This window comes from Hydrocarboniphaga sp. (assembly GCF_965279055.1).
GTDB lineage: Bacteria > Pseudomonadota > Gammaproteobacteria > Nevskiales > Nevskiaceae > Hydrocarboniphaga.
Genome location: NZ_OZ257125.1, coordinates 2,481,988 through 2,508,392 on the forward strand (window position 1 = coordinate 2,481,988; position 26,405 = coordinate 2,508,392).

The window sequence follows — 26,405 nt, forward strand, 5'->3', positions numbered from 1 at the left end:
CAGTGGAGCGCTAGACCATGGCCGCAATGAACATGATCCAGGCGATCAACTCGGCGATCGACATCACCATGGAGCGCGACGACAACGTCGTGGTCTTCGGTGAAGATGTCGGCTACTTCGGCGGCGTGTTCCGCTGCACCGCCGGCCTGCAGAAAAAGTACGGCAAAAATCGGGTTTTCGATTCGCCGATCTCCGAGGGCGGCATCATGGCGACCGCGATCGGCATGGGTGTGTATGGCCTGCGCCCGGTCACCGAAATCCAGTTCGCCGACTACATCTACCCGGCCTTCGACCAGCTCGTATCCGAAGCGGCGCGCCTGCGTTATCGCAGTGGCGGTGAATTCTTTGCGCCGCTGACGGTGCGCTCGCCCTGCGGCGGCGGCATCTTCGGCGGCCAGACCCACAGCCAGAGCCCGGAAAGCATCTTCACCCATGTCTGCGGCCTGAAGACGGTGATGCCGTCGAACCCGTACGACGCCAAAGGCCTGCTGATTTCGGCGATCGAGGACGACGACCCCGTCGTGTTCTTCGAGCCCAAGCGCATCTACAACGGCCCCTTCGACGGCCATCACGAGCGCCCGCTGACGCCGTGGTCCAAGCACCCGATGGGCGAAGTGCCCGAGGCCTATTACAAGATTCCGCTGGGCAAGGCGGCGGTCGTGCGCCCCGGCGAGAAGCTCACCGTGATCACCTACGGCACGATGGTGCACGTCTGCCTGGCCGCGGTGGAGCTGGCCCAGGTCGACGCCGAAGTGATCGATCTGCGGTCCTTGCTGCCGCTGGATCTGGACACCATCGTCGACTCGGTCAAGAAAACCGGCCGCTGCGTGATCGTGCACGAGGCCACGCGTACCTGCGGCTTCGGCGCCGAGCTGATGGCGGTGGTGCAGGAGAACTGCTTCTGGTCGCTGGAGGCGCCTATCGAGCGCGTCACCGGCTGGGACACGCCCTACCCGCATGCGCTGGAATGGGCCTATTTCCCCGGCCCGGATCGCGTCGCCAAGGCGCTCAAGAAAACCGCGGAGGCCTGACAAATGTCGCGCTACGTATTCAAGCTTCCGGACGTCGGCGAAGGCATCGCCGAATGCGAAATCGCGACTTGGCGGGTCAAGCTGGGCGAACGCGTGACCGAAGACCAGCCGCTGGTCGACATGCTGACCGACAAGGCCGCGGTGGAAATTCCGTCGCCGGTGGCGGGCGTGATCGTCGCGCTGCATGGCGAGGCCGGCGACAAGGTCGCGGTCGGCGGGCCGCTGCTGGAAATCGAAACGGCGGCGGACCATGTCGAGTCGGGGAAAATCGACGCCATCGTCGCGCCCAAGGCCGAGGTCGCCGCGCCCGTTGCGGCCGCCGCGAAAGCCGCACCTGCTGCTGCCGCGCCGGTCGCCGTCTCGATACGTCCCGACGGCGAAAAGCCGCAGACCTCGCCGGCGGTGCGCAAGCGCGCCCGCGAACTCGACGTCGATCTGAACGCGGTGCCCGGCAGCGGGCCGCGCGGGCGCATCACGCTCGACGACGTCGTCGGCCATGCGCAGCAATCGACGTCTGCGTCCCTCGATACGCCCGCGCAAGCGCGGGCTACTCGGGATGAACGGAGCTCGGTTGTGGCCGCCGACGACGCGGTCGAGGCGATCAAGGTGATCGGCGTGCGTCGCAAGATCGCCGAGACCATGCAGCGCACGATGCAGCGCATTCCGCATTTCGCCTATGTCGAAGAGATCGACGTCACCGAGCTCGAAGCGCTGCGCCAGCATCTGAACAACGTCCACGGCAAGACGCGCGGCAAGCTGACGCTGCTGCCGTTCCTGGTCCGCGCGCTGGTCAAGGTGCGCTCGCGCTTTCCGCAGATCAATGCGATCTACGATGACGAGGCCAACATCGTTCATCGTCATGCGGCCTCGCACATCGGCATCGCCACGCAGACGCCGCAGGGCCTGGTCGTGCCGGTGGCGCGCAATGCGCAGCGCCTGGACCTGTGGGGCGCGGCCGCCGAGATCCGCCGACTCGCCGACGCCGCGCGCGCCGGCAAGGCCAAGCGCGAGGAACTCAGCGGCTCGACGATTACCATCACCAGCCTCGGCGCCATGGGCGGCATCGTCACCACGCCGGTGATCAATGCACCGGAAGTGGCGATCATCGGCGTCAACAAGATGCTCGAACGCCCGATGTACAAGAACGGCATCCTGGTGCCGCGGCTGATCATGAACCTGAGCTCGTCCTTCGATCACCGCATCGTCGACGGCTTCGACGCCGCCGAGTTCATCCAGGCGATCAAGGCGCTGCTGGAGCATCCGGCGACGCTGTATATCGACTAGTCGCTGTCTGCATCTGCAGGAGCGGGCTTGCCCGCGACGGTGTCGTTTCAGTCGCGGGCAAGCCCGCTCCCACAGGGGCTCGTTTTAAGCTTAGAACATCATCGACCCCGTCCGACCGGACCAGATCCTGGCGGCTGCCGCGCCGGATAATTGCCGCACTAGATAACAATAAGCGGCCGGGGGCTTTTCCTGATGAGCAGATCGAACTGGCGCCGCTCGGCGCTTGCCGCCGGCGTGGCGGCTTTGCTGCTGAGTGCCTGCGACGCCTCCGCACCCGGCGCGTCTTCGTCGTCGAAAAAACCCAACGTGCTGGTGATCCTGGTCGATGACCTCGGCTATTCCGACATCGGCGCCTTCGGCAGCGAGATCGCGACGCCGAACATCGACGCCATCGCGCGCGATGGCCGCGTGTTGACCAACTTCCACACCACGCCGCTGTGCGCGACTTCGCGCGCCGAGCTTCTGACCGGCGTCGATCATCACCTGGTCGGCGTCGGCACCCTGTCCGAGAGCAGCGTGTTCTATCCGGGCGAAGACAATTACAAGGGCTCGCTCAACGACGCCGCGCCGACCGTCGCGCAGCTGCTCGCCGACGCCGGCTATCACACCTACATGGCCGGCAAATGGCACCTCGGCGGCGACGGGCCGAAGAGCGTCGGCTTCGAGCAATCCTTCTCGCTGGATTATGCCGCGGCCTTCGCCAGCAACTACAAGGCGACGGCGGAGCGCGCCGAATCCGCGGCCAAGCCGTACTACGAGAACGGCGTCGAGGCGACGCTGCCGGACGACTTTTTCTCGACCGACTATTTCACCGACAAGCTGATCCAGTACATCGGCCAGGGGCACGGCGACGGCAAGCCGTTCTTCGCCTACCTGGCGTTCCAGGCGCTGCATTTTCCGTTGCAGGTTCCGGACGCTTACCTGGACCGCTACAAGGGTAAATACGACGCCGGTTATGCCGCCATCCGCGCGACGCGGCTGCAGAAACAAAAGGATCTCGGCATCGTGCCGCAGGACTTCAGCGCCAACCCCGGTGACGAGGCACTGATGCTGCGCTTCGGCCAGCCCGGCGTGCTGACCAACGGCGACTGGGACTCGCTGTCGGCGTCGGACCAGCAGAGCGAGGCCCGCATCATGGAAGTGTTCGCCGGCATGCTGAGCAATCTCGACGACAACGTCGGCAGGCTGATCGCGTACCTGAAGCAAATCGGCGAGTACGACAATACGTTTATCGTGTTCACCGGCGACAACGGCGCCGACGGCATGGGCTACGGCTTCATTCCCTACGTCGACGGTACCGGCAATCTGGACATCGACAATTCGCTGGCCAATTACGGCAGGCCCGGCTCCTTCATCTTCCGCAGCACGCGCTGGGCCGAAGCCGGCACCGCACCGCTGCGGCTGTTCAAGGGCTTTACCGCCGAAGGCGGCCTGTCGGTGCCGACGATCGCGCGTTTGCCGAAGCAGAACGGCGGCGCCGCGCCCAGCACGGCTCTCTCCACGCTGCGCGACATCGTGCCGACGATTCTCGATCTGGCCGGCGTCGCACAACCGGGTCCGAGCTACCAGGGCCGCGGCATCGCGACGATAGAGGGCCGCTCGCTGCTGCCGGCGTTGCGCGGCAGCGCCGGCATTCATGCCGACGACGAAGTGATGGCCGACGAGGTCAACGACATCCGCTACGTGCGCCGCGGCAAGTGGAAGATGACGCGCGTGGTGAATTACGTGGTGCCGTCGGCGGCCGCGAATATCAGCCACGACTGGCAGCTCTACGACATGGACGCCGATCGCGGCGAAACCCGCGACCTCGCCGCCACGCATCCGGACATCGTCAGCGCGCTGACCGCGGACTGGGCCGCCTATGTGGCGCGCGTCGGCGTCAAACAGCCGATTTTCCCGGTGATCCTGACGCCGATCGACCAGTAACGGCGGCGGCACGGCGGTCGAACAGCACGCCGATGCGTGCGCGAAGCCGGCCACTGCGGCATGCTGCTGCGGTCACGCAAAGCCACGCCCGAGGGCGCAGCCAGGAGCCGCATCGCGATGGACCCGCAGAACCCACAGCCGACGATCGACCCGATGGACCAGCAGTGCAGCAACCTCGCGCCTAGCCGCGAGCAGCTGCTGCATTCGCTGTACGAGGCCGCCGAGCTCGAACACTGCCTGATGTGCACCTACCTGTACGCGGCGGCGAGCCTGAAAACCAGCGTCGAGGAGGGCCTGACCGCAGAACAGGCCGAGGCGACCAACCGCTGGCGACGCGAGATCATCGCCGTGTCGATCGAGGAAATGAGCCATCTCGCCGCGGTGTGGAACATCACCGCCGCGCTCGGCGGCACACCGCGTTTCGGCCGCGCCAATTTTCCGCTCGACCCCGGCGCCCTGCCGGCCGGCATCGTCGTCAAGCTGGCGCCGTTCAATCCCGACACCCTGCAGCACTTCATCCACCTGGAACGGCCTCAGGGTTCCGACGAGCCCGACGGCGCCGGATTCGAACCGCAACTGCGCTTCCTGCGCGGCTCGGACGCGCCGCGGCTGACACCGATGGCGGTGGATTACCAGACCGTCGGCGTGTTCTACAACGGCCTGTCGAACAAGCTGCGGCGCATCTCGGCCGTGCTCGGCGACGACGTGACTTTCTGCGGCGATCGTGCGCTACAGCTGTCGCCGGCCGAGCTGAAACTGCTCGGCGCGCGGCCGGTGCTGTGCCTGAAGACCGCGCTGCAGGCTTTCGAGGCGATCGTGCTCGAAGGCGAAGGCTCGCCTGAATCCTCGGCGCATTCGCACTACGCGCGCTTCGCTGCGATCCGCAGCCAATACCAGCAGCTGCTGGCCGCCGACGCGCATTTCACGCCGGCGTTTCCGGCCGCGACCAACCCGGTGCTGCGCCGGCCGCCGCGCCCGGAAGGCCGGGTCTGGCTGGAGGACGCGCAGGCGATCGAAACCGTCGATCTGGCCAACGCCTGTTACGGCCTGATGCTGCGTCTGATGGCCTACGCCTACGTGGTGCCGGGGCCGTCGGATGAAAAATCCCTGGCCGTGGACCTGGCGCTGTGCCTGATGCGCGCCTGCACGCCGCTGGCCGAACACGCCGCACGGCTGCCGGCCGGGCCGTCGAATCCGCAATGCCACGCCGGCATGTCCTACACCGCGCTGCGCGACGCGGCGCCGCTGCCGCTGGGTGCGTCGAGCTGGCGCTTTTTCGGCGAGCGCATGGCCGATCTGGCGCGTGCCGGCGCCGCGCTGGCATTGAGCGCCAACAACGAGCGCACACAGCGCGCCTCGGCGATGCTGGCGTCGCTGGCCACACGCACGCAGCGCGCGCAACGACAGGGCTTCGCGCCGAAAGTGGCTGTCGCTGTCCGCGCAGCCGCGCCGGAAAAACCGGTCGCGGCGCCGGTGCCGACGACGATCGACGGCGTCGACAGCATCGAAGGCGAAAAACTCACCCTGCTGTACGAAGGCAAGCGCTGCATCCACGCGCGCTTTTGCGTGACCGGTGCGCCGAAAGTATTTCTGGCCAACGTGCAGGGGCCGTGGATCCATCCGGATGCGATGGACGTGGAGCGCCTCGCCGACATCGCCCACGCCTGCCCCTCCGGCGCGATCCGCTACACGCGCAAGGACGGCCGTCCCAACGAAGAAGCGCCGCCGGTGAATCTGATCGCGATACGCGAAGCCGGGCCCTACGCGGTGCGCGGCCCGCTGATGATCGAAGGCCAGTTCAGCGGCTTTCGCGCCACGCTATGCCGCTGCGGCGCGTCGAAGAACAAGCCGTATTGCGACGGCTCGCACCACGACGTCGGCTTCGCCGCCAGCGGCGAACCGGCCACCGGCGTCGCCGATACCGGCACCGCGATGCTCGACGTACGCGACGGCGATCTGCAGATCGAGCCGGAACTCGACGGGCCGCTGGCGCTGCGCGGCAACCTGGAAATCACCAGCGGCACCGGCCGCGTGGTGTCGCGTGTCAGCCAGGCGCGGCTATGCCGCTGCGGCGCCAGCAACACCAAGCCGTTCTGCGACAACAGCCACGCGAGAATCGGGTTCCGCTCGACGTAAACGGCTGGTTCTGTCATTCCCGCGAAGGCGGGAATCCAGATGGCGTAGGCTGATGCGACAATGGCGCGAATGAACGCCACCACCCTGCTCTACTGGCCCGACGACGCCGACGGCGATGCGCTGCGGCAACTGCATGCCTACGGCTTCGACTTCGACGCGCGGCACCGCGTCGACTTTCACGTCGACTTCGACCATTGGCCACCGTCGGCCGTGTTCGTCGCCGAACTCGCCGCGCTGTATCCGGAGGTGCAAGCGATCGAACCCGATGGCGATGACGACGGCTACCTGCTGTTCACCGTCGAATCGCAGCTGAGCTACGACTGGCTGGGCACGATGCAGCAGCAGATTTCCGCAATGGCCGCGCCGTATGGCGGCAGCTGCCAATCCTGGGGCGTGCCGCACGACACCGGCGATGATCATCATGACTAGGCCGCTCGGCAGGTACTTGCTGATCGCGCTGTTTGGCGTTGCCGCTCATGCCTCGGCAGCAACGCTGTATTCGTTCGAGCAGCTGCAGGCCACGTCGCAGCCGCAGCCACCGCCGGCCGCGATCCGCACCGCACTGGCCGAATCCGAAGCGGCGAAGCTGCGTGACTGCCAGCAACAACTCGGCGCCAGCGACGAACAGATGGCGAGCTATTTCACTGCGGTCAAAGTCGATCTGGGTGGTGCCACCCCTCCAGCCTTGCTGGTGCTGCCGACGAAGTATTGTTACGCCTTCATCGGCGCGCGCGCGATCTCATTCTGGCTGTTCCTTAACGCGCCGGCGCAGCCGCCGAAGCTGGTCATGAGCGGCCGCCGCGAGGCGCTGCAGGTGCTCGACAGCAGCAGCCACGGCCTTCCCGACCTCGCGGTTTTCTACGGCAGCAAATCAATCCAGTATCAATACGACGGCGAGCGCTACACCTCGACCTCGGAGTAGCCGTCGTACAAGCGCTGTGCAGGCAGGCGGCGCCCGAAGGCGCATCCATCGCACCGCTCGCGCGTACTAATGGACATGAACGCCGGACGCGCCTTCATAGCCAGGCCATGCCGCATCGACGACGATGGCCCGGCGCACACGTACACACGGCCCCGCCGAGGTAACAGGCAATGAACATTCGCATGCACAACCCGATCAGCCGCCGCCACTTCATTGTCGGCAGCGCGCTGGCGACATGGACCCTCGCGATCAGGCCGCAATCGGTGTTCGCGGCGATGGCCGATGCCGGCAAGGTGACGATCGTGCCGGTCTCCGCCAGCGGCGAACTGCTGCCGGCCAGCAGCGTGGAAAAGATCGTCAAAAGCGATGCCGACTGGAAGGCGATGCTGTCGCCGCTGTCCTACCAGGTGACGCGCCATGAAGGCACCGAGCGCTCGTTCTCCGGCGCTTACTGGAACCTGGAGGAAGCCGGCATCTTCCGTTGCATCTGCTGCGATACCGCGCTGTTCAGCTCGAAGACCAAGTTCGATTCCGGCACCGGCTGGCCGAGCTTCTGGCAGCCGATCGCCAAGCAGAACGTGCAGGAAATCACCGATCACAGCGCGTTCATGACGCGCACCGCGGTGGCCTGCGCGCGCTGCGACGCTCATCTGGGCCACGTCTTCAACGACGGGCCGCGGCCCGCCGGTTTGCGTTATTGCATGAACTCGGTGTCGCTCAAATTCAGCAGGATCGCCTGAGGTCCGCCCTGGTGAAACCGATCAAAATCCTGGCCGCCGTCGCCGCGCTGATCGCGGTGGCTTTCATCGCCATACCGCACAACTCCTCGGCTCAGGCGGAAGCGCCGGGACCAAAAGACGGACAGCAGGTCGCGACGTTCGCCGGCGGCTGCTTCTGGTGCATGGTCGGGCCCTTCGTCGAGCAGCCCGGTGTCGCCTCGGTGATTTCCGGCTACACCGGCGGCCACGTCAAGCATCCCAGCTACGAGCAGGTATCGTCCGGCGATACCGGCCATGCCGAAGCGGTGCAGATCATTTACGACCCGAAGAAGATCACCTACGAAAAACTGCTGGACATCTATTGGCACAGCGTCGATCCGACCACGCCCAAACGCCAGTTCTGCGACAGCGGCGACCAGTACCGCACCGCGATTTTCTACCACGGCGACGAGCAGAAAAAACTCGCCGAAGGCTCGCGTGAGGCACTGGCCAAATCCGGCGTTCTGAAAGCGCCGATCGTCACCGAGATCACGGCAGCCTCAACATTCTACGAGGCCGAGGACTACCACCAGGATTATTTCCGCAAGCGCGACATCCAGTACCAGATTTATCGTCGGGCCTGCGGCCGCGACGCGCGCCTGAAGCAGCTCTATGGCGACAAGGCTGCGCCGGCGCACTGAGACCGCGCAAGAAAAAGCCCCGCGGGGGCACGGGGCTTGGAATGCCTGCCGGGTCGGGGAACAGGCGTGTCTTAGGGGAGAAGACGAACGCAGATTGCATGTGCCACGCTTGCGCCCGCGTGAACGCAGCCGCCCACCGTACGATCGCAGCGCGAGCCTGCCGCGCTTCAGCGTGGTGCCGGCGTAGCCCGGGTGAAACCCGGGTCGCAGCCGGGCTACGGCAACCCACGCCTCACCGGCCGCTAACCGACTTTCAGCACCAGCTTGCCGGTGTTCTCGCCGGCGAACAGTTTCAGCAGCGCATCGGGAAAGGTCTCCAGACCTTCGACGATGTGCTCGCGGCTCTTGAGCTTGCCGGCGGCCATCCAGCCGGCCATTTCGCGCATCGCCTCGCCGTAGCGGCTGGCATAGTCGAACACCACCATGCCCTTCATGCTGGCGCGGTACACCAGCAGCGACAGGTAGTTGCTCGGCCCTTTCACTGCCGTGGTGTTGTTGTACTGCGAGATCGCACCGCAGATGACGATGCGTGCGCCGCGCGCAAGACAGGTCAGCGCGGAGTCGAGAATCTCGCCACCGACGTTATCGAAGAATACGTTCATGCCCTTGGGGCAATGTTCGCGCAGCGCCTTCTTCAGATCCTGCGCCTTGTAGTCGATCGCGGCGTCGAAGCCGAGCTCGTCGACCAGATAGCGGCACTTGTCGGCGCCGCCGGCGATACCGATGACCTTGCAGCCTTTTATCTTCGCGACCTGGCCGACGACGCTGCCGACCGCGCCGGCGGCGCCGGAGACGACGACGGTGTCGCCGTCCTGCAGTTCACCGACGTCGAGCAGGCCGAAATACGCCGTCATGCCCGGCATGCCGAGCGTGCCGATGTACACCGGCAGCGGCACGAGGCTGGTGTCGACCTTGTCGACGCCCTTGCCGTCACTGAGCGCATAACGCTGCACGCCGAACACGCCGACGACCTGGTCGCCGACCGCGAACTTCGGGTTGCGCGAGGCGATCACTTCGCCGCCGCCACCGGCGCGCATGACTTCGCCGAGCGCGACCGGCGCGATATACGAGCGCGCGTCATTCATCCAGCCGCGCATCGCCGGATCCAGCGAGATATGCGTGACCCGCACCAGGATCTGGCCGTCGGCGGGCGGCGCAACCGTCGCTTCCTCGAAGCTCCAGTCGCTGCGCTTGGGCAGGCCGACCGGGCGCGCGGCGAGCTTGAACAGCTGATTGATCTGCGTCATGGGTCCTGCGACCTCTGCTTATCGATTGAGGCGGCGATGATAGGACTGGCGCGGAAGGTTTCCTACCTACCCGTGCGGGTGGTTGATCTTGAACCGACCGCGGACAGCTCCCGCTCCTGCAGGCTTTTTTGCCGACACTGGATCATTCCGTCAGCAGCGGATGCTGTACGCGACGGTGGCCTATTCGAACCCCGCTATCGCATGCGGCACATACGGCGCCTCGAGCTGCGCGATCTCCTCGTCGCTGAGCTGCACCTGCAGTGCCGCGACCGCGTCTTCGAGTTGCGCCGGCTTGGACGCGCCGATGATCGGCGAGGTCACTGCCGCTTGCTGCAGCAGCCAGGCGAGTGCGATCTGCGCCCGCGGCAGTCCGCGGGCCCTGGCCACCGAAGCCACCGCGTCGACGACCTTGCGATCCGCATCTTCGGTATGCGCATACAGGCCCTTGCCGTAGGCGTCGCTGGCCTGGCGTTCGGTGACCGCGTCCCAGTCGCGCGTCAGCCGGCCGCGCGCCAGCGGACTCCAGGGAATCACCGCGATACCCTCGCTTTCGCACAGCGGCAGCATCTCGCGCTGTTCTTCGCGATACAGCAGGTTCAGGTGGTTCTGCATGCTGACGAACTCGGTCCAGCCGTGCAGGCGTTGCGTATACAGCGCCTGCGCGAACTGGTACGCGTACATCGACGAGGCGCCGATATAGCGCACCTTGCCGGCCTTGACGACATCGTGCAGCGCCTCCAGCGTTTCCTCGATCGGCGTGCGGTAGTCCCAGCGGTGGATCTGGTACAGATCGACGTAGTCGGTGCCGAGGCGGCGCAGGCTGTCGTCGATGGACTGCAGGATGTTCTTGCGCGACAGGCCCATCGCATTCGGGCCCTTGCTCATCGGGAAATACACCTTGGTCGCGATCACGATCTGGTCGCGGCGCGCGTATTGCTTCAACGCGCGGCCGACAATTTCTTCCGAGGTGCCGTCGGAATAGCTGTTGGCGGTATCGAAAGTATTGATGCCCAGGTCCAGCGCCTGGCGGATCAGCGGCCGGCTGCTTTCCTCGTTCAGGGTCCAGGGATGATTGCCGCGCTCGGGCACGCCGTAGGTCATGCAGCCGAGGATCAGCGGCGACACATCGAGGCCGGTGTTGCCAAGCTTGTGGTACTTCACGCGATGCTCCTGCCCGTGGCTGAAAAGATCAGTATAGGGACAGACGCAGCGCCGGCTCGTTCGAGGCCGGCGCGGGCCCGGCGCTACTCGGTGGCGGCGCCCTTGTTCTTGCCCTTGATCGCGTCGGAGACTTCGACTTTCATCTTCGCCAGCACGATCGGATTGCTGATCGCGTTCGGCCAGAAACCCTGATCGCCATGCGTCTGCGCGCCCGCGAACAGGCGCATGTTGCGTTCCATGCCGTTCTGGTCGAGGCGCGACAGCAGCAGGTCGGCGAGCAGCTGGTCGTCGGCTGCTGCCGGCGGCCGGCCAGCCTTGCTGGCGCTGACGCTGCGTGGATACAGCTTCTGCAGCTGCGCCATCGCGCCGGCACCGAGGCCCTCGCCGTACACCTGGTAGCGCGGCACGCCGATGACCACGGTCAGCAGCTCGTTCCATAGCTTGGCGGTGGCGATATCCGAGGTCGCCGAACGCGTCAGCGACGAGAAGCTCGAACCCGGCAGCGCGGCGATGACGACGGTGTAGGCATCGGCCGCCTTGCCGCCGTGGCGCGCCGGATGGGTCAGGCTGTCGACCGTGGCCAGCAGCTGCAGGATCGAACCCGGCGTACTCTGCGTCAGCAGCAGCACCGGCGCCTTGCGGCTCTCGGCCGGCACGTAATAGAACGGCAGATCGATGCCGTCGACACGGCCGAGAAACTGCGGATAGGCGTTCAAGGCTTCTTCGGCCGTGTGCCACGGGAAATCGGCGATCGGGTACTGGGCCAGGCTGCCATCGGGCTTGAGCATGGCCAGATCGTCGGCGTCGACTTCCTTGTTGGCGGCGACCAGGTTCTTGTGCGAAACCTGCAGGTCGTACTCGCGCACGCGCTCGGGATGCGCGAACGGGCCGGCGGCGAAAGCCAGCTGGCTGCCGACCAAAGCGGCGAACGCGGCAGCGGCGATGCTGCCCGACAGAGTCCATTCTTTCATTGCCTTCCCTCGCTGCGATCCAGCGTCGCCGATACGGGGGCTTTCCGCTGTCGGCGACGGCGCCTAATGTGCGCTGCTGTGCGGTGAAAAACCAGTACTCTCGCTACGACTGTAGCAGCGGACCCTGTCCGCGACCGCGCCGTTGTAGCCTCAGTCGCGGACAGGGTCCGCTCCTACAGAAAGCGGCGCGGGCGCGCTCAGACTTCCAGAATCCCCCGCTTCAACGCAATCGTCACCGCATGCGTGCGGTCATCGGCGTGGAGCTTGGCCAGGATGTTTTTCATGTGCGCTTTTACCGTCTCCTCGGAGATGCCGAGCTGCACCGCGATCTGCTTGTTGGCGTTGCCGCCGGCGACGCGGCGCAGCACCTCGATCTCGCGCAGGCCGAGGAGGATAGTTTCAGCCGGATAGATAATCCACGCCGGTCAGACTCTCGGACACCTTCCACAAACGCGCCGCCGCCGGCTTGTCGCGCGCCGCCTTGGGCACGTAGGCGGCCGCGACATCGCCCTTGAGCTCCTGAAAACCATCCGGCCCGTAGTAGCCGCCCGGATGCGCCTGCGGCGCGGTCGCCGCGAACAGGATCGGCAGCACGCCGCGATCCGGCGCATGGAACAGCCGGCTGGCGACGATCGGGATCAGCACCTGCTTGACCAGGCGCGCGCCCGGTGTCGCGAACAGATTGGTGGTCGCCGAACCCGGATGCGCGATCACCGCCGTCGTCGTCGAACCGGCCCGTGCCAGCCGCCGCTGCAGCTCCAGGCCGAACATCAGATTGGCCAGCTTGCTCTGGTTGTAGGCTTTCCAGGCCTGGTAGCCGCGCTCGCCCATCAGGTTGTCGAACGTGATCGTGGCATGGCGGGCGGCGATGCTGGACACCGGCACCACGCGCGCTGCGGGCGCGGCCTGAAGCAAGGGCAGCAACAGACCGGTCAAAGCGAAATGGCCGAGATGGTTGGTCGCCAACTGCATCTCGAAACCGTCGCGCGTCAGCTGCCGCGGTATCGCCATCACGCCGGCATTGTTGATCAGCAGATCGAGCCGGGTCAGCGAGCCGCGCAGGCGCTTGGCGAAGGCGCGCACGCTGTCGATGTCGGAGATGTCCAGCGGCACGATCTGCAGATCGGCCTCGGGCAGCTCCAGCCGGATGCGCTGCACCGCGGCCTCGGCTTTGGGCACCGAGCGACAGGCCAGGATCACCTTGGCCTTGCACCGCGCCAGCGCCAGCGCCGCCTCGTAGCCAAGGCCGATGTTGGCACCGGTGATGATCGCCACCCGCCCGCTCTGATCCGGCATGTGCTGCATCTGCCACGGCTTGTCCATGCTGCTCCTCGGCTGCGCCTGTAGCGGCGCTTGCGGCAAGCAGAGCATTTGCGCGGCGGAAAAGGAAGGGCCGTTTGCGGCGTCGAATGCCGACACCAAAGCCCGTTCCTCCCGAGTAGCCGGGTTTCATCGGCGTATCGAGGGACGCCTGCGAGCTTGGTCCGCTCCCTCGAGACGGCCCGCGAGCGGGCCTACTCGGGACGAACGGAGTGATGCTGGGTCGTCAAAAAACTAGTGACTGACCGTCGCGCTCGGCGGCTCGTGCGCCAGCGCCTCGCGATGGCCGCTGACCATCGCACCGGCGTCCGGTGCCAGGCGGCGGAAGCTGTACCAGGACGACAGCGAAATCAGGCCGACGACCAGGAACGCGATCGTGAAATCGACGTTGGTCAGCACCTGCGCCTGGCGCAGCGCCAGGCTGACGTTGAGCACCTGCGCGCCGATGCCGACGCCGACGCTCAGCGCCAGCTGCTGCGCGGTGGCCGAGAAGCTGGTGGCCTGGCTCATGTCGTCTTCGTCGATGTCGGCGAAGGCCATCGCGTTGACGCAGGTGAATTGCAGCGAGCGCAGAAAGCCGGTGACGAACAGGAAGCTGATCATCATCGCGTAGGGCATGAACGGCCGCAGGCAGCCACACAGGATCAGCGCGCTGCCGCAGACCAGGGTGTTGATCACCAGCAGCCGGCGAAAGCCGAAGCGCCGCGTCAGCCGCTTGGCCATGGTCTTCATCATCAGGCCGCCGACGGCGCTGGCGAAGGTGATCAGTCCGGATTCGACCGCGCTCAGGCCAAAGCCCAGCTGCAGCATCATCGGCATCAGGATCGAGAACGCGCCGACGCCGATGCGGAACAGCGAGCCGCCGGTGACCGACGCGCGGAACGTGGCGACCTTGAGCAGCGACAGCCGCAGGATCGGCGAGCGCTCGTGGCGCGCGTGCTGGGCGTACAGCAGCAGCAACAGAATGCCGACGCCGAGCACCACCGGCGCCGCAAAATCCGGCAGCACGCTCTTGCCGAGATTTTCGAAGCCGAACACCACGCCGGCGAGGCCGCCGCCGAGCATCATCCAGCCGGCCAGATCCAGCGGCGGCTGCTGGTCCTCGTGCGTGTCTTCGATGAAGCGCGTGACCAGATACCAGCCGAGCATGCCGATCGGCACGTTGATCAGGAAGATCAGCCGCCATGAGGCGTAGGTGACGATCAGGCCGCCCACCGGCGGGCCCATGATCGGCGCCATCAGCGCCGGGATCGTCAGATAGGCCATCGCGCTGACCAGCTGACGCTTGTCCACCGCACGCAGCAGCACCAGCCGCCCGACCGGTACCATCATCGCGCCGCCCAGGCCCTGGAACATGCGCGCGCTGACCATCTGGCCGATGCTCTGCGAGGCCGCGCAGCCGATCGAGCCGAGCACGAAAATCAGGATGGCGTTGCGGAACACGCGGCGCGCGCCATAGCGATCCGCCATCCAGCCCGACAGCGGAATGAAGATCGACAGGCTCAGCAGGTACGCGGTGATCGCCAGCGACAGATGCAGCGGATCTTCCTGCATGGTCGCCGCGATCGCCGGCAGCGCGGTGGCGATGACGGTGGAGTCGAGGTTCTCCATGAACAGCGCGCAGGCGACGATCAGCGGCACCAGCGTGCTGCGCGGCAAAGGGGTGTCGGACATTGGCCGATTATGAGGCCATGCAGGCGCTGAGTCGTCGCTGACTTGGCCGGTCACAAACAAACTCCGTTCGTCCCGAGTAGCGGGCCTCGTGCCCGCGTATCGAGGGACCCGAGCCGCGGTCCGCTCCCTCGATACGCCGGGCAAGCCCGGCTACTCGGGACGAACGGAGTTTCGGTGAGAGATCAAAAAAAAACCGAGCCAAGGCCCATCTACCCGCACGATCCGCGGCACCGTCTCCGGCGCGATCGGCGAATGCGTCTTGAAGCAGGCCATGAGTCGTCGCTGACTTGGCCGGTCACAAACAAACTCCGTTCGTCCCGAGTAGCGGGCCTGGTGCCCGCGTATCGAGGGACCCGAGCCGCGGTCCGCTCCCTCGATACGCCGGGCAAGCCCGGCTACTCGGGACGAACGGAGTTTCGGTGGGAGATCAAAAAAAAGCCGAGCCAAGGCCCATCTACCCGCACGATCCGCGGCACCGTCTCCGGCGCGATCGGCGAATGCGTCTTGAAGCAGGCCATGAGTCGTCGCTGACTTGGCCGGTCACAAACAAACTCCGTTCGTCCCGAGTAGCGGGCCTGGTGCCCGCGTATCGAGGGGCCCGAGCCGCGGTCCGCTCCCTCGATACGCCGGGCAAGCCCGGCTACTCGGGACGAACGCAGTTTCGGTGGGAGATCAAAAAAGCCGAGGACCATCCAGACGAACAGGGTTTCGATCAGCGATCAAAAAAAGCGGAGCTAAGGCCCATCTACCCGCACGATCCGCGGCACCGTCTCCGGCGCGATCGGCGAATGCGTCTTGAAGTAGGCCATCAGCGCGTCCAGGTCGAGCACACCGCCGCGCGCGCGCTTGCCGTCCTTCAGTACCAGAAAGTTGTCGCCGCCGGCCGCCAGGAAGCTGTTGACGGTGATGCGGTAGCGCTGCGTGGCGCGCACGCGCACGCCGTTGATGCGGATGCTGCCGGCATCGACCTTGGCGTTCTCGGGGCCGCTGGCGTCGTAGCGATAGGTGAAGCCGCGCGACACCTGCAGCATGCGCGGCGCGGTCTGCGTCGGCGGGAACTGCTGTTCGAGCAGGGTCTTGATCTGCGCGCCGGTCAGGCTCAGCGTGATCAGGATGTTGCCGTAGGGCGCCACCGTGGCCGCCTCGCCGTAGGTGATTTCGCCCGGGCCTTCGCCGCCGCTGGTTTCGGCCAGCAGCAGATCGGAGCGCACGCCGCCGATGTTCATGAACGCCGCGACGGCGCCGCCGTCCCTGCGCGCCTTCGTCGCCGCGAGCTGGCTGTCGGCGATGACGTCGCCGAGCATGGATTCGCCGGCGGCGTTCTGCGTGCGCCGCAGATCGGAGCTGATGCGGCCGATCACCTGCCCGGCCAGCGGCGCGACCAGGCGGTTGTACAGGCCGACGATCTGCGTCTGCTGCGGGTCTTTCGCCAGGCTCGGATACGCCGCCGGCGCCGGATTCGGCGCGAAGTCGTTGACCACGACGTGGTTGTCGACGCTGCCGACGACGATGTCGCGCGTGCTGCGGTCCAGGCTGAAATCGATCGAGGTCAGCACGCGGCCGAAGGAGCTGGCGCTGGTCAGCACGCGGCCGTTGCGCCGGCAGTTGTAGGCGGCGTGGGTGTGGCCGCTGATGACGATGTCGATCGCCGGATCGAGCCGGTCGACGATGGGCAGAATGTCGCCGCTGAGGTCCGGGCAGTTTTTGTCGTTGTACAGGCCGCTGGTCATGCCGCCCTCGTGAATCAGCACGACGATGGCCTCGACGCCGGCCGCCTTGATCTGCGGCAGCAGCGCGTTGGCGGCGCTGGCCTCGTCGGTGAAGCGCAGGCCGGCGACGCCGCTGGGCGTGACGATGTTCGGCGTATTGCGCAGCACCAGGCCGATGAAGGCGACGCCGATGCTGCGGCCGCCGCCGACGTCGAACGGCTTGATCGCGTACGGCGGGAAAATCGTCGCGCCGGTTTGCCTGTCGACCACGTTCGCCGCCAGGTACTGGAACGCGGCGCCCTTGAACGGCCCGTTCTGGCAGCTGGTCGCATCGCCGACCTCGCCGAAGCAGCCGCCGTGCTGCACGCGCTGCAACTCGCCGCTGCCGTCGTCGAACTCGTGATTGCCGACCGAGCTGTATTCCAGGCCCAGCGCGTTCAGGGATTCGATGGTCGGCTCGTCGTGGAACAGCGAGGACACCAGCGGGCTGGCGCCGATCAGGTCGCCGGCCGCGACCACGGTGCTGCGCGGCGTGCGCGCCTTGAGCTGCCTGACCAGCGTCGCCAGGTATTCGACGCCGCCGGCCGGCAGGTTCACGGTCCTGGCCGGATCGGCGGGATCGGGCGCGCGTATCGTGCCGCCGGGCGGATTCAGGTTGCCGTGGAAGTCGTTGAACGACAGCAGCTGCAGCGGCACCGGATCGTTGTCGGCGATCGTCACCGTGGCGCTCGCCGCCGCTTGGTCGAGGCCGGCACCGCGCGCATCCGACAGCTGCAGCTCGAAGCTTTCGTCTTCCTCGAACACACCGTCGGCGCTCAGCGCGATGGTGATGCTTTTGTCGGCGCTGTCGCCGCTGGCCCAGCGCAGCTCGCCGCGGGCCGCGGCGTAGTCGCTGCCGGCCTTGGCGCTGCCGTCGATCGTGGTGTAGCGCAGCGAGGCCGCGCCGCGGGCGTCACCGCCGCGATGCACGATCAACACCGCGGCGCCGCCCTCGGTCGCGATCACCGCGTTCGAGACGAAACCCAGCGCAGCCGTATCGGTGACGACGCTCTGGCAGCCGGCGATCGACAGGCAGGCCAGCATCGCCGCGATCCTCGTCTGCCGCTTTCCGCGCATGCCGCCGCTACCCCGGGTCGGATTCATCCGCAGAGTATCGCAGCTGCGCTAAGCTGCGCGCCCTGCAACGCCACGCCGTGAACCCCGATGCAACTCGCACTCGCCCCGATGGAGGGCCTCGTCGACGAAGCGCTGCGCGACGTGCTGACGCGCGTCGGCGGCGTCGACTGGTGCGTGACCGAGTTCATCCGCGTCAACGATGCGCTGCTGCCGGCGCACGTGATCCGCCGCGACGCGCCGGAGCTGGCGCGCGGCGCGCGCACCGCCGCCGGCACGCCGCTGCGCGTGCAGTTCCTCGGCTCCAATCCGAGCACCCTGGCCGAAACCGCGGCGCTGGCCTGCGAACTCGGCGCGCCGGTGATCGACCTCAACTTCGGCTGCCCGGCCAAGACCGTGAACCGTTCACGCGGCGGCGCGGTGCTGCTGCAGGAGCCCGAGCTGCTGCACACGATCCTGCGCGCGGTACGTTGCGCGGTGCCGGCCGCGATCCCGGTGACCGCGAAGATGCGCATCGGCTACGAGAACACCGACCGCGCGCTGGACTGCGCGCGCGCACTGGCCGACGGCGGCGCGCAGATGATCGTCGTGCATGCACGCACCAAGACCGACGGCTACCGGCCGCCGGCGCACTGGGAATGGATCGCGCGCATCGCCGACGTGGTCAAGGTGCCGGTCTACGCCAACGGCGAGATCTGGAGCGTCGCCGACTGGCGCCGCTGCCGCGCGATCAGCGGCGCCGAGCACTACATGCTAGGCCGCGGCCTGGTCGCCTGCCCCGACCTCGCGCTGCAGATCGCCGCGGCGCGTTCCGGCCGCGACTACCAGCCACTGCAGTGGCCGCAGATCCTGTCGCTGGTGCAGCGTTTCTGGCAGCAGCAGTGCAGCCAGCTCCAGCACGGCTTCGCGCCCGGCCGGCTCAAGCAGTGGCTGAAATGGCTGGGACGCAACTATCCGGAAGCCGAGGCGCTGTTCGTGCAGCTGCGGCAGCTGCAGGATTGCGCGGCGCTGGATCGGATGGTCGGCGGCGCCGCGCTGGAACTGCCGCAAGCGGCCTGATCCTGGCTTGCGTCCCTCGATACGCTGGCGCCGGCGCGAGCTACTCGGGAGGAACGGGGGATATCCGTGAACCCGTTCCTCCCGAGTAGCCGGGCTTCATCCGGCGTATCGAGGGACACAGCGCCAACCAACTCACTGCGACGCATTGATCGCGACATTGACCGCCAGCGCGACCAGCACGGTATTGATGAAGAACGAGGCGACGCTGTGCGCCAGCACCAGCCTGCGCGTGCCGCTGTCTTCGACCTGCACGTCGGAAACCTGCGCGGTCATGCCGATCACGTAGGAGAAGTACAGAAAGTCCCAGGCGTCGGGCTCCTCGGTGCCGGGGAACGCGAGGCCGCCGCGATCCTCGCGCCGCTTTGCCGCGGACTTCGGCGCGTAGTGCAGTCGCGCGTAGTGCAGCGCCAGCATCGTGTGCAAGGTCAGCCAGCCCAGCGGCACGCTGGCCAGCGACACCAGCAGATGCACCTGGCCGGGCTTGCCGTTGAGCAAAGTGAAAATCGAGCCCAGGCAGAACGCGATGGCGATACCAGTCAGCGCAAAAATGATGGGCGCGCCTTCGTCCTCGTAGTCCGCGCGACGGCGCAGATCGTCGACGCTGGTACCGGCGACGAAGCGCGACATCATCAGCAGATAGGAAGCGAAGAACACGTCACCGGCGGCCATCGGCGCCAGCTTCGGTGACAGCAGGCTCGCCGCGAACCAGGTCAGCGCGCCGATCAGCAGCGCAACATAGAAGCGCAGGTGGTGGCGTGTGTGCTGGCTGGCGGACATGGCGGGCTCGGTGTGGCGAGACCGGTGAATCTATCACTGCAGTGCGGGCTTGCCGACGAGGTCACCGCGCTCCCGCTAGCGGCCGACGCTCCGCTCCGGCAGTACGGCCGCTGCCGGCCAGGTCGAGTTCCACGTCCGGCGGCGGCCACTGCAAACAGGGATGGGGCGCTAACGTGCCTGCATTCTCAGCGCACCGTCGAGCCTCAGGGTTTCTCCGTTGAGCATCACGTTGTCGGCGATGGCGGCGACCAGACGCGCATATTCTTCGGCTCGTCCCAGCCGCGGCGGAAACGGAACACTGCTGCCGAGGCCGGCGCGGACGTTCTCCGGCAGCGAGGCCATCATCGGCGTCTCGAACAGGCCGGGCGCGATCGTGCAGACGCGAATGCCATGCTGAGCCAATTCGCGCGCCGCCTGTATCGTCAACGCGATCACGCCGCCCTTCGACGCGGCATAGGACGATTGACCGACCTGCCCTTCATAACCGGCGACCGAAGCGGTGTTGATGATCAGGCCGCGTTCGCCATCCTGCAGCGGATCGAGCTTGATCATCTCGGCTGCCGCCAGACGCATCGTGTTGAAGCTGCCGACCAGGTTGACCTCGATGCCCTTGCGAAACTCGTCCAGCGGCATCGGTCCGTTCTTGCCGACGATCTTCGCGCCCGGCGCGATACCGGCGGTGTTGACCAGGATGCGCGCCGCGCCGAGCGCCTCGCGCGCCGCGGCAATCGCGGCTTCCGCACTTTCCGCGCTGGTGACGTTGCAGACGAAAGCCTGGCCACCGATTTCCTCGGCGACCGCACGCGCTGCGTCGAGATTGAAATCCAGCACCGCGACGCGTGCGCCGAGTTGCGCGAGCTTGCGCGCGGTGGCCGCGCCCAGCCCCGAGGCTCCGCCGACGACCAGCGCGGTCTGGTTCTTCACATCCATGACGTTCTCCCGAATATTTCGATGGTGATGACGCGACGATCTCAGCCCACGAACGCCGCGCCGTAAAGCAGATACAGGCCCAGTGCGCCGAGGCTGCCGTGCATCAGCGCCAGCGGCAGCGTCGCGCGCTGTTTGAAGATCACGCGGAACAGCAGCAGGCCGCCGAAGAAACCACTGGTGAAGACGCCGAGCGCCCACCAGGCGCGTGGCGTCGTCTCGGCACCCCCAAGCAGGTTGGTCGCAAACAGAAACGCCAGCGCCCCCAGGCCGGCGAGCCCATGCGCGCTGCCCAGCCAGGCCGGGAAGCGCAGACGCAGGCCGACCAACAGGCTCAGCAACACGCCGCCCGCGGCGACGGCGGCGAACAGCAGAAACGCCACTTGCATCAGCTTCACCGAATTTCTCCCCGCGATCGTTCAAGCCGCGGCGAGGCCGCGGCCGATGATGATTTTCTGGATGTCGGACGTTCCCTCGTAAATCTGGCAGACGCGTGCATCGCGCCAGATGCGCTCGACTGGAAAGTCCTGCAAATAGCCGTAGCCGCCGAAGGTCTGGATCGCGATCGAGCACACCGACTCGGCGGTTTCGGAAGCGAACAGCTTGGCCATGCAGGCCTGCTCCAGGCAGGGCTGTCCGGCGTCCTTCAGACGCGCCGCCGACAGCACCAGCTGGCGCGCGGCCTCAAGCTGCGTCTTCGCCTCGACCAGGCGGAAGTTCACCGCCTGGTGATCGAGCAGCGGCTTGCCGAATGAGCTGCGCTGCGCCGCGTAGGCGATCGCATGATCCAGCGCCGCCTGCGCCATGCCAACGCTTTGCGACGCGATGCCGATGCGCCCGGCTTCCAGACTCGACAAGGCGATACGGTAGCCCTCGCCTTCGGCGCCGATCAGCGCCTCCGGCGGCAGCTCCATCGCGTCGAACGCGAGGCTGCAGGTGTCGCTGGCCTTCTGTCCGGTCTTGTGTTCGATCTTCGTGACGTGATAGCCCGGCGTATCCGTCGGCACCAGAAAGGCGCTGATGCCGCGCTTCGGGTTGGCCGCATCGGTGACCGCGAACACCACCGCGTAGCCAGCGATCCTGCCGCTGGTGATGAACTGCTTGCTGCCGTCGATGCGCCAGCCGCCGCGGTGTCGCTGCGCGCGCGTGCGCAGCGCGCTGGCATCCGATCCGGCCTGGCTTTCGGTCAGCGCGAAGGCACCGATGAATTCGCCGCGCGCGGCCGGCTTCAGCACGCTGTGTTTCTGCGCCTCGCTGCCGTAGCGCTCCAGGATCGCGCAGAACGGCGCGTTGTGGACGCTCATCACCGTCGAAATCGCGCCGTCGCCCTCGGCCACCGCCATCAGCGCCAGTGCATAGCTGACGTAGTCCGCGCCGGCGCCGTCATAGTCGGTCGACACGGTCATGCCGAGCAGGCCCATGTCGGCCATCTGCCGGAATACTTCCGGCTCGATCGCAGCGCGTTGCTCGCGCAGCGCCGCGCCCGGGGCCAGCACTTCGCGCGCAAATCGCCGCGCCGCGTCGGCGATCATCCTCTGGTCATCGGTCAGCACGATCAATGCCCCTTGAACGCGGCCGCGCGCTTGCCGAGGAAGGCGCTGACGCCTTCGCGGAAATCGTCGGTGCGTGTCGCCGCCTTGAACGCCTCGCGCTCGCGTTCCAGGTGCGCCGGCAGGCCTTCGCCGAGCGCCTGCGCCGCCAGCCGCTTGTACGAGCCGTAGGCGCGAGTCGGACCCGCCGCGATACGCTGCGCAAATCCCAGGGTCTGCTGCTCCAGCTCCTCGGCCGGCACGACGTAGTTGACCAGTCCCATCTCGCGGGCGGTCGCCGAATCCCAGGTTTCGCCGAGCAGCATGAACTGCGCGGCGCGACGGCTGCCGAGCAGCCGCGGCAGGAACCAGGTGCCGCCGCAATCCGGAGTCGCGCCGATGCGATCGTAAGCGACGATGAAGCGCGTGCCTTCGGCGGCGATCGTCAGATCGCAGCTCGCCATCAGGCTCAGGCCGGCGCCGGCGACCGCACCTTGTACGCTGGCAATCACCGGCGCGTCGTGCGCGCGCAGGATCCTGATCGCCGGATGCAGCGCGTCGAGCAGATCGTCGACCACGTCGGCCGCGCGCCGGAAATCCTCGGCGAACTTGCCCAGGTCACCGCCGGCGACGAAGGCACGGCCGGCGCCGCGCAGCACGATGCAGCGCACCGAGCTGTCGCCCTGCAGCGGCTCGACCGCGGCACGGATCGCTTTCGCGGTCGGCACGTCGATCGCATTGAGTACCTGCGGACGATTGACCGTGATCGTGGCGATGCCGGTGCTGGCATCGCGTTGCAGCTCTGCCAGCGACATCAGGACCTGACCGGGTGAAAGCGCGCGCCGCTGGCGGCAAAGTCGCGCAGCCGCGCCGGCACTTCGAAGCGGGCGCCGAGACTGGCCCTGAGTTCATCACAGCGGGCGACGAATGCGGCGGCGCCGCGATCGTCGATCACCGACATCGGGCCGCCGAGATACGCCGGGAACGCCCAGCCGAGTATCGCGCCGAGGTCGGCGTCACTGGCATCGGGGGTGATGCCTTCGGCCCAGCAGCGTGCGGCTTCCAGCACCTGCGCCAGCAACAGCCGCTCCTGCACCTGCGCGCTGGACGGTTGCTCGGCGCGCAGGCTCTCGCGCAGCGTCGGATCCAGATGCTTGGGCTCGTCCTGCGGATACCGATAGAAGCCGCGACCGCTCTTGCGACCGCAGTGCTGCAGCGCGACCTGGCGATCGAGCACCGCGTTCGACGCATGCCGGTCGTCGGCACAGGCGCCGCTTTCCCTGCCGCGCAGAAAGTGGGCGATGTGATGCGCGACGTCGATGCCGACTTCATCGGCCAGCGCCAGCGGCCCGACCGGCATGCCGAGCGCGACCGCCGCGTTTTCCAGCAGCACCGGATCGACGCCATCGGCGAGCAGGCGCATGCCTTCGCGCAGATAAGCGTCGACGCAGCGCGTGGTGTAGAAGCCGGGGCCGTCGTTGACGACGATCGGCGTGCGGCGAATCTGCTTGATGTAGTCGAGCGCGCGCGCCAGGGTTTCGTCCGATGTCGCGCGGCCGACGATGACCTCGACCAGCGCCATGCGCGGTACCGGCGAGAAGAAATGTAGGCCGATGAACTGCCCTGGCCGGGTGCTGACCGCCGCCAGATCGCCGATCGGCAGCGCCGAGGTGTTCGACGCGAAGATCGCATCGCCGCGCATCGCCGCCTCGGCTGCACGCGTCACCAGGGCCTTGACACCGGCATCCTCGACCACCGCTTCGATGACCAGATCGCAGTCGGCGAAGGCCTCGTAACCCTCGGCGGCAGAGATGCGCGACAGGATCTGATCCTTCTTGTCCGCCGCGAGGCGGCCTTTTGCCACGTCGCTCTCCAGCGCCTTGACGATGCCGTCGCGGCCACGCTGCGCGGTCACCAGATCACGATCGAGCAGCACGACGTCGATACCGGCCTGCGCCGAAACCTGAGCGACACCGGCGCCCATGAAGCCGGCGCCGAGGATGCCGAGCTTGCGCACCGTCGTCGCCGGCACCTGCTTCGGTCGCCGCGCGAGCTTGTCGGCGGACTGCTTGGCGAAGAACATCGTGCGGATCAGGTTCTGCGCGACGCGGCCCTGCACCAGGGTGACGAAATGCTGGATCTCCAGCTTGAGCCCCTTGGCGATCGGCAGGCGCAGGCCTTCGTACAGGCAGCGCAGAATCGCCAGCGGCGCGGGCGTGTGCTCGCGCGTCGCCGCGTGCAGGCTCGCGTTGGCCGCGGTCAGAGCCGCCGCAACCGCCGGCGCGTAGGCATCGCCACCTGGAATGCGATAGCCCTTTTCATCCCAGGGCGCGATCGCCTTGACGCGGCCTTCGAGCAGCGCGCGCCTGGCGGCCGCCAGCAGTTCCGGGGCTGGCACCACTTCATTCAACAGGCCCGCTTTCAGTGCGGCCGTCGGCGACAGCGACGTGCCCTGCGTCAGCAGCGGCAGGCTCGCGACCACCCCGATCAGCCGCGGCAGACGCTGTGTGCCGCCAGCGCCGGGCAACAGTCCGAGCTTGACTTCCGGCGTGCCGAACTGCGCACCGGGATTGTCGGCGGCAATGCGATAGTGACAGCACAGCATCAGCTCCAGGCCGCCGCCGAGCGCGGTGCCGCTGGCCGCGGCGACCACCGGCTTGCCGGCGGTTTCGATGTGCCGATACAGCTCGCTCAGGTAACCGATCTTGATCGCCGCTTGCTGCGGCGTGAGACCGGGCTCGGCGAACGCGGCCATCTGGCTCAGATCGGCGCCGGCAATGAAGCTGGACTTGCCGCTGGCGATGATGATGCCGCTGACGCTCGCATCGGCGATCGCCGCATCGAAACGCTGGCGCAGTTCGGCGGCCAGTTCCGGTGCGATCACGTTCATCGACCGGCCCGGCATGTCGATGGTCAGCGTGGCGATGCCGTCTTGGATGTCGCTGCGGACCATCGGGCCCGCGCTCGCGTTATTGAGGTCGTGGCTCATCAGATTCTCTCGATGATGGTGGCGACGCCCATGCCGGCGCCGATGCATAGCGTGGCCAGCGCGGTGGTCTTGCCGGTGCGCTCCAGCTCGTCGAGCACGGTGCCGAGAATGATCGCGCCGGTCGCACCCAGCGGATGACCCATCGCGATCGCGCCGCCGTTGACGTTGACGATGTCCGGGTCCAGCCCCAGCGCTTCGGTGAAGCGGATCGCAACTGCGGCGAAAGCCTCGTTGATCTCGAACAGGTCGATGTCCGAAGCCTTCATGCCGGCGCGCTTCAGCGCCTTTTCGGCCGCGTACGAAGGCGCGGTCAGCATGATCGTCGGCTCCGAGCCGATCTCGGCGAAGGCGCGAATGCGCGCGCGCGGCCTCAGCCCCGCGGCTTTGCCGGCGGCCTCGCTGCCGAGCAGCATCGCGCAGGCGCCGTCGACGATGCCCGAAGAATTGCCGGCATGATGCACGTGATGGACGCGCTCGACTTCCGGATAGCGCGAAATCGCCATCGCATCGAAGCCGGCCTTGGCGCCGAGTTCGGCGAAGGAAGCCTTCAGCTTGGCCAGATCGGCGCGCGTGCAGCCGGCGCGCACGGTTTCGTCGCGTGCCAGCAGCACATCGCCGAGCACGTCCCTGACCGCGACCACCGAGCGGTCGAAGCGGCCTTCGGCCCACGCGCCAGCCGCGCGCCGATGACTCTGCACCGCAAAATCATCGACGCGATCGCGCGTATAGCCCCATTTGCTCGCGACCAGATCGGCACTGACGCCTTGCGGGATGAAGTGGCTCGCAAACGCCAGCGCCGGGTCGACGCTCCAGGCGCCGCCGTCGGAAAACATCGGCACGCGCGACATCGATTCGCAGCCGCCGGCGACGACGAAATCCGCCGCGCCCGCGGCGATCTTGCCGGCCGCCATGTTGACCGCCTCCAGGCCCGAGCCGCAGAAGCGATTGATCTGCACGCCGGCGGTTTCCTGCGCGTAACCGGCCGCAATCGCGGCCATGCGCGGCAGACACTGGCCCTGCTCGGCGACCGGCGCGACGACGCCGAAGATCACATCGTCGACCAGTCGGGTGTCCAGCGCATGGCGGTCGCGCAGCGCAGAAAGCACGGTAGCGCCCAGGTGTACCGAAGTCGCCTCGTGCAGCGCGCCGTCGGCGCGGCCGCGGCCGCGCGGCGTGCGCACGTGATCGTAGATATAGGCCGTAGCCATGGGTTCTCCTGAGTAATGAGCCG

The 26,405-nt window shown here is 67.1% G+C and carries 22 protein-coding genes and 1 pseudogene; 9 read left to right on the forward strand and 14 right to left on the reverse strand.

Annotated features, from left to right (window positions below):
• The first annotated feature begins 17 nt into the window (after positions 1–17).
• From ACQZF9_RS11195 to msrA, 8 genes are all read left to right on the forward strand, one after another.
• Positions 18–1,031, forward strand: coding sequence for an alpha-ketoacid dehydrogenase subunit beta (locus ACQZF9_RS11195; RefSeq protein ID WP_428313310.1), 1,014 nt, complete (start codon positions 18–20; stop codon positions 1,029–1,031).
• Positions 1,032–1,034: 3 nt separating this feature from the next.
• On the forward strand, positions 1,035–2,315 hold the full coding sequence (locus ACQZF9_RS11200; RefSeq protein ID WP_428313311.1) for a dihydrolipoamide acetyltransferase family protein: 1,281 nt from the start codon (positions 1,035–1,037) through the stop codon (positions 2,313–2,315).
• A 192-nt stretch (positions 2,316–2,507) separates the two neighbouring features.
• The gene (locus ACQZF9_RS11205; protein ID WP_428313312.1) at positions 2,508–4,241 is read left to right on the forward strand and encodes an arylsulfatase; all 1,734 of its coding nucleotides are present in this window, start codon (positions 2,508–2,510) and stop codon (positions 4,239–4,241) included.
• A gap of 117 nt (positions 4,242–4,358) precedes the next feature.
• Complete coding sequence (locus ACQZF9_RS11210) at positions 4,359–6,377, forward strand: ferritin-like domain-containing protein (protein ID WP_428313313.1); 2,019 nt, start codon at positions 4,359–4,361, stop codon at positions 6,375–6,377.
• A 69-nt stretch (positions 6,378–6,446) separates the two neighbouring features.
• Positions 6,447–6,806: a ribonuclease E inhibitor RraB gene (locus tag ACQZF9_RS11215; protein ID WP_428313314.1), complete on the forward strand. Its 360-nt coding sequence runs from the start codon at positions 6,447–6,449 to the stop codon at positions 6,804–6,806.
• Positions 6,790–7,299 (forward strand): hypothetical protein, encoded by a 510-nt coding sequence (locus tag ACQZF9_RS11220; protein WP_428313315.1) that lies wholly within the window; start codon positions 6,790–6,792, stop codon positions 7,297–7,299. The genes ACQZF9_RS11215 and ACQZF9_RS11220 overlap by 17 nt, the downstream gene beginning before the upstream one ends.
• Before the next feature lie 170 nt (positions 7,300–7,469).
• Positions 7,470–8,039, forward strand: coding sequence for a peptide-methionine (R)-S-oxide reductase MsrB (gene msrB / locus ACQZF9_RS11225; protein WP_428313316.1), 570 nt, complete (start codon positions 7,470–7,472; stop codon positions 8,037–8,039).
• Positions 8,040–8,059: 20 nt separating this feature from the next.
• On the forward strand, positions 8,060–8,698 hold the full coding sequence (gene msrA, locus ACQZF9_RS11230) for a peptide-methionine (S)-S-oxide reductase MsrA (RefSeq protein WP_428313415.1): 639 nt from the start codon (positions 8,060–8,062) through the stop codon (positions 8,696–8,698).
• 242 nt (positions 8,699–8,940) lie between these two features.
• On the opposite strand, the gene ACQZF9_RS11235 is transcribed toward msrA, so the two are convergent.
• From ACQZF9_RS11235 to ACQZF9_RS11265, 7 genes and pseudogenes are all read right to left on the reverse strand, one after another.
• The gene (locus ACQZF9_RS11235) at positions 8,941–9,945 is read right to left on the reverse strand and encodes an NADP-dependent oxidoreductase (protein WP_428313317.1); all 1,005 of its coding nucleotides are present in this window, start codon (positions 9,943–9,945) and stop codon (positions 8,941–8,943) included.
• A 180-nt stretch (positions 9,946–10,125) separates the two neighbouring features.
• A complete protein-coding gene (locus ACQZF9_RS11240; protein WP_428313318.1) occupies positions 10,126–11,106 on the reverse strand; it encodes an aldo/keto reductase in 981 nt (326 codons plus the stop codon).
• A gap of 83 nt (positions 11,107–11,189) precedes the next feature.
• Positions 11,190–12,077 (reverse strand): epoxide hydrolase N-terminal domain-containing protein, encoded by an 888-nt coding sequence (locus ACQZF9_RS11245; protein ID WP_428313319.1) that lies wholly within the window; start codon positions 12,075–12,077, stop codon positions 11,190–11,192.
• Between the two features lie 197 nt (positions 12,078–12,274).
• Positions 12,275–12,466 (reverse strand): annotated as a pseudogene (locus ACQZF9_RS11250) (response regulator transcription factor); the annotation flags it as partial.
• Between the two features lie 10 nt (positions 12,467–12,476).
• Positions 12,477–13,400 (reverse strand): oxidoreductase, encoded by a 924-nt coding sequence (locus ACQZF9_RS11255; RefSeq protein ID WP_428313320.1) that lies wholly within the window; start codon positions 13,398–13,400, stop codon positions 12,477–12,479.
• Between the two features lie 231 nt (positions 13,401–13,631).
• Positions 13,632–15,071 carry an MFS transporter gene (locus ACQZF9_RS11260; protein ID WP_428313321.1) on the reverse strand — a complete coding sequence of 480 codons (1,440 nt, stop codon included), beginning with the start codon at positions 15,069–15,071 and terminating at the stop codon, positions 13,632–13,634.
• A gap of 734 nt (positions 15,072–15,805) precedes the next feature.
• Positions 15,806–17,923: a 5'-nucleotidase C-terminal domain-containing protein gene (locus tag ACQZF9_RS11265; RefSeq protein ID WP_428313322.1), complete on the reverse strand. Its 2,118-nt coding sequence runs from the start codon at positions 17,921–17,923 to the stop codon at positions 15,806–15,808.
• A 60-nt stretch (positions 17,924–17,983) separates the two neighbouring features.
• Between ACQZF9_RS11265 and ACQZF9_RS11270 the strand changes: the two genes are divergently transcribed.
• Positions 17,984–18,952 carry a tRNA dihydrouridine synthase gene (locus ACQZF9_RS11270; protein ID WP_428313323.1) on the forward strand — a complete coding sequence of 323 codons (969 nt, stop codon included), beginning with the start codon at positions 17,984–17,986 and terminating at the stop codon, positions 18,950–18,952.
• 132 nt (positions 18,953–19,084) lie between these two features.
• Here the strand turns inward: ACQZF9_RS11270 and ACQZF9_RS11275 are convergent, their stop codons facing one another.
• The 7 genes from ACQZF9_RS11275 to ACQZF9_RS11305 all read right to left on the reverse strand — a co-directional run bounded on the left by ACQZF9_RS11275 (position 19,085) and on the right by ACQZF9_RS11305 (position 26,382).
• Positions 19,085–19,729 carry a DUF1345 domain-containing protein gene (locus tag ACQZF9_RS11275; RefSeq protein ID WP_428313324.1) on the reverse strand — a complete coding sequence of 215 codons (645 nt, stop codon included), beginning with the start codon at positions 19,727–19,729 and terminating at the stop codon, positions 19,085–19,087.
• A 168-nt stretch (positions 19,730–19,897) separates the two neighbouring features.
• Positions 19,898–20,659 (reverse strand): SDR family NAD(P)-dependent oxidoreductase, encoded by a 762-nt coding sequence (locus ACQZF9_RS11280; RefSeq protein WP_428313325.1) that lies wholly within the window; start codon positions 20,657–20,659, stop codon positions 19,898–19,900.
• 41 nt (positions 20,660–20,700) lie between these two features.
• A complete protein-coding gene (locus ACQZF9_RS11285; RefSeq protein WP_428313326.1) occupies positions 20,701–21,054 on the reverse strand; it encodes a hypothetical protein in 354 nt (117 codons plus the stop codon).
• Between the two features lie 21 nt (positions 21,055–21,075).
• On the reverse strand, positions 21,076–22,215 hold the full coding sequence (locus ACQZF9_RS11290) for an acyl-CoA dehydrogenase family protein (protein WP_428313327.1): 1,140 nt from the start codon (positions 22,213–22,215) through the stop codon (positions 21,076–21,078).
• Positions 22,212–23,000, reverse strand: coding sequence for an enoyl-CoA hydratase/isomerase family protein (locus ACQZF9_RS11295; protein ID WP_428313328.1), 789 nt, complete (start codon positions 22,998–23,000; stop codon positions 22,212–22,214). The genes ACQZF9_RS11290 and ACQZF9_RS11295 overlap by 4 nt, the downstream gene beginning before the upstream one ends.
• Positions 23,000–25,174, reverse strand: coding sequence for a 3-hydroxyacyl-CoA dehydrogenase NAD-binding domain-containing protein (locus ACQZF9_RS11300; RefSeq protein ID WP_428313329.1), 2,175 nt, complete (start codon positions 25,172–25,174; stop codon positions 23,000–23,002). The genes ACQZF9_RS11295 and ACQZF9_RS11300 overlap by 1 nt, the downstream gene beginning before the upstream one ends.
• The gene (locus tag ACQZF9_RS11305; RefSeq protein WP_428313330.1) at positions 25,174–26,382 is read right to left on the reverse strand and encodes an acetyl-CoA C-acetyltransferase; all 1,209 of its coding nucleotides are present in this window, start codon (positions 26,380–26,382) and stop codon (positions 25,174–25,176) included. The genes ACQZF9_RS11300 and ACQZF9_RS11305 overlap by 1 nt, the downstream gene beginning before the upstream one ends.
• Positions 26,383–26,405 lie beyond the last annotated feature (23 nt).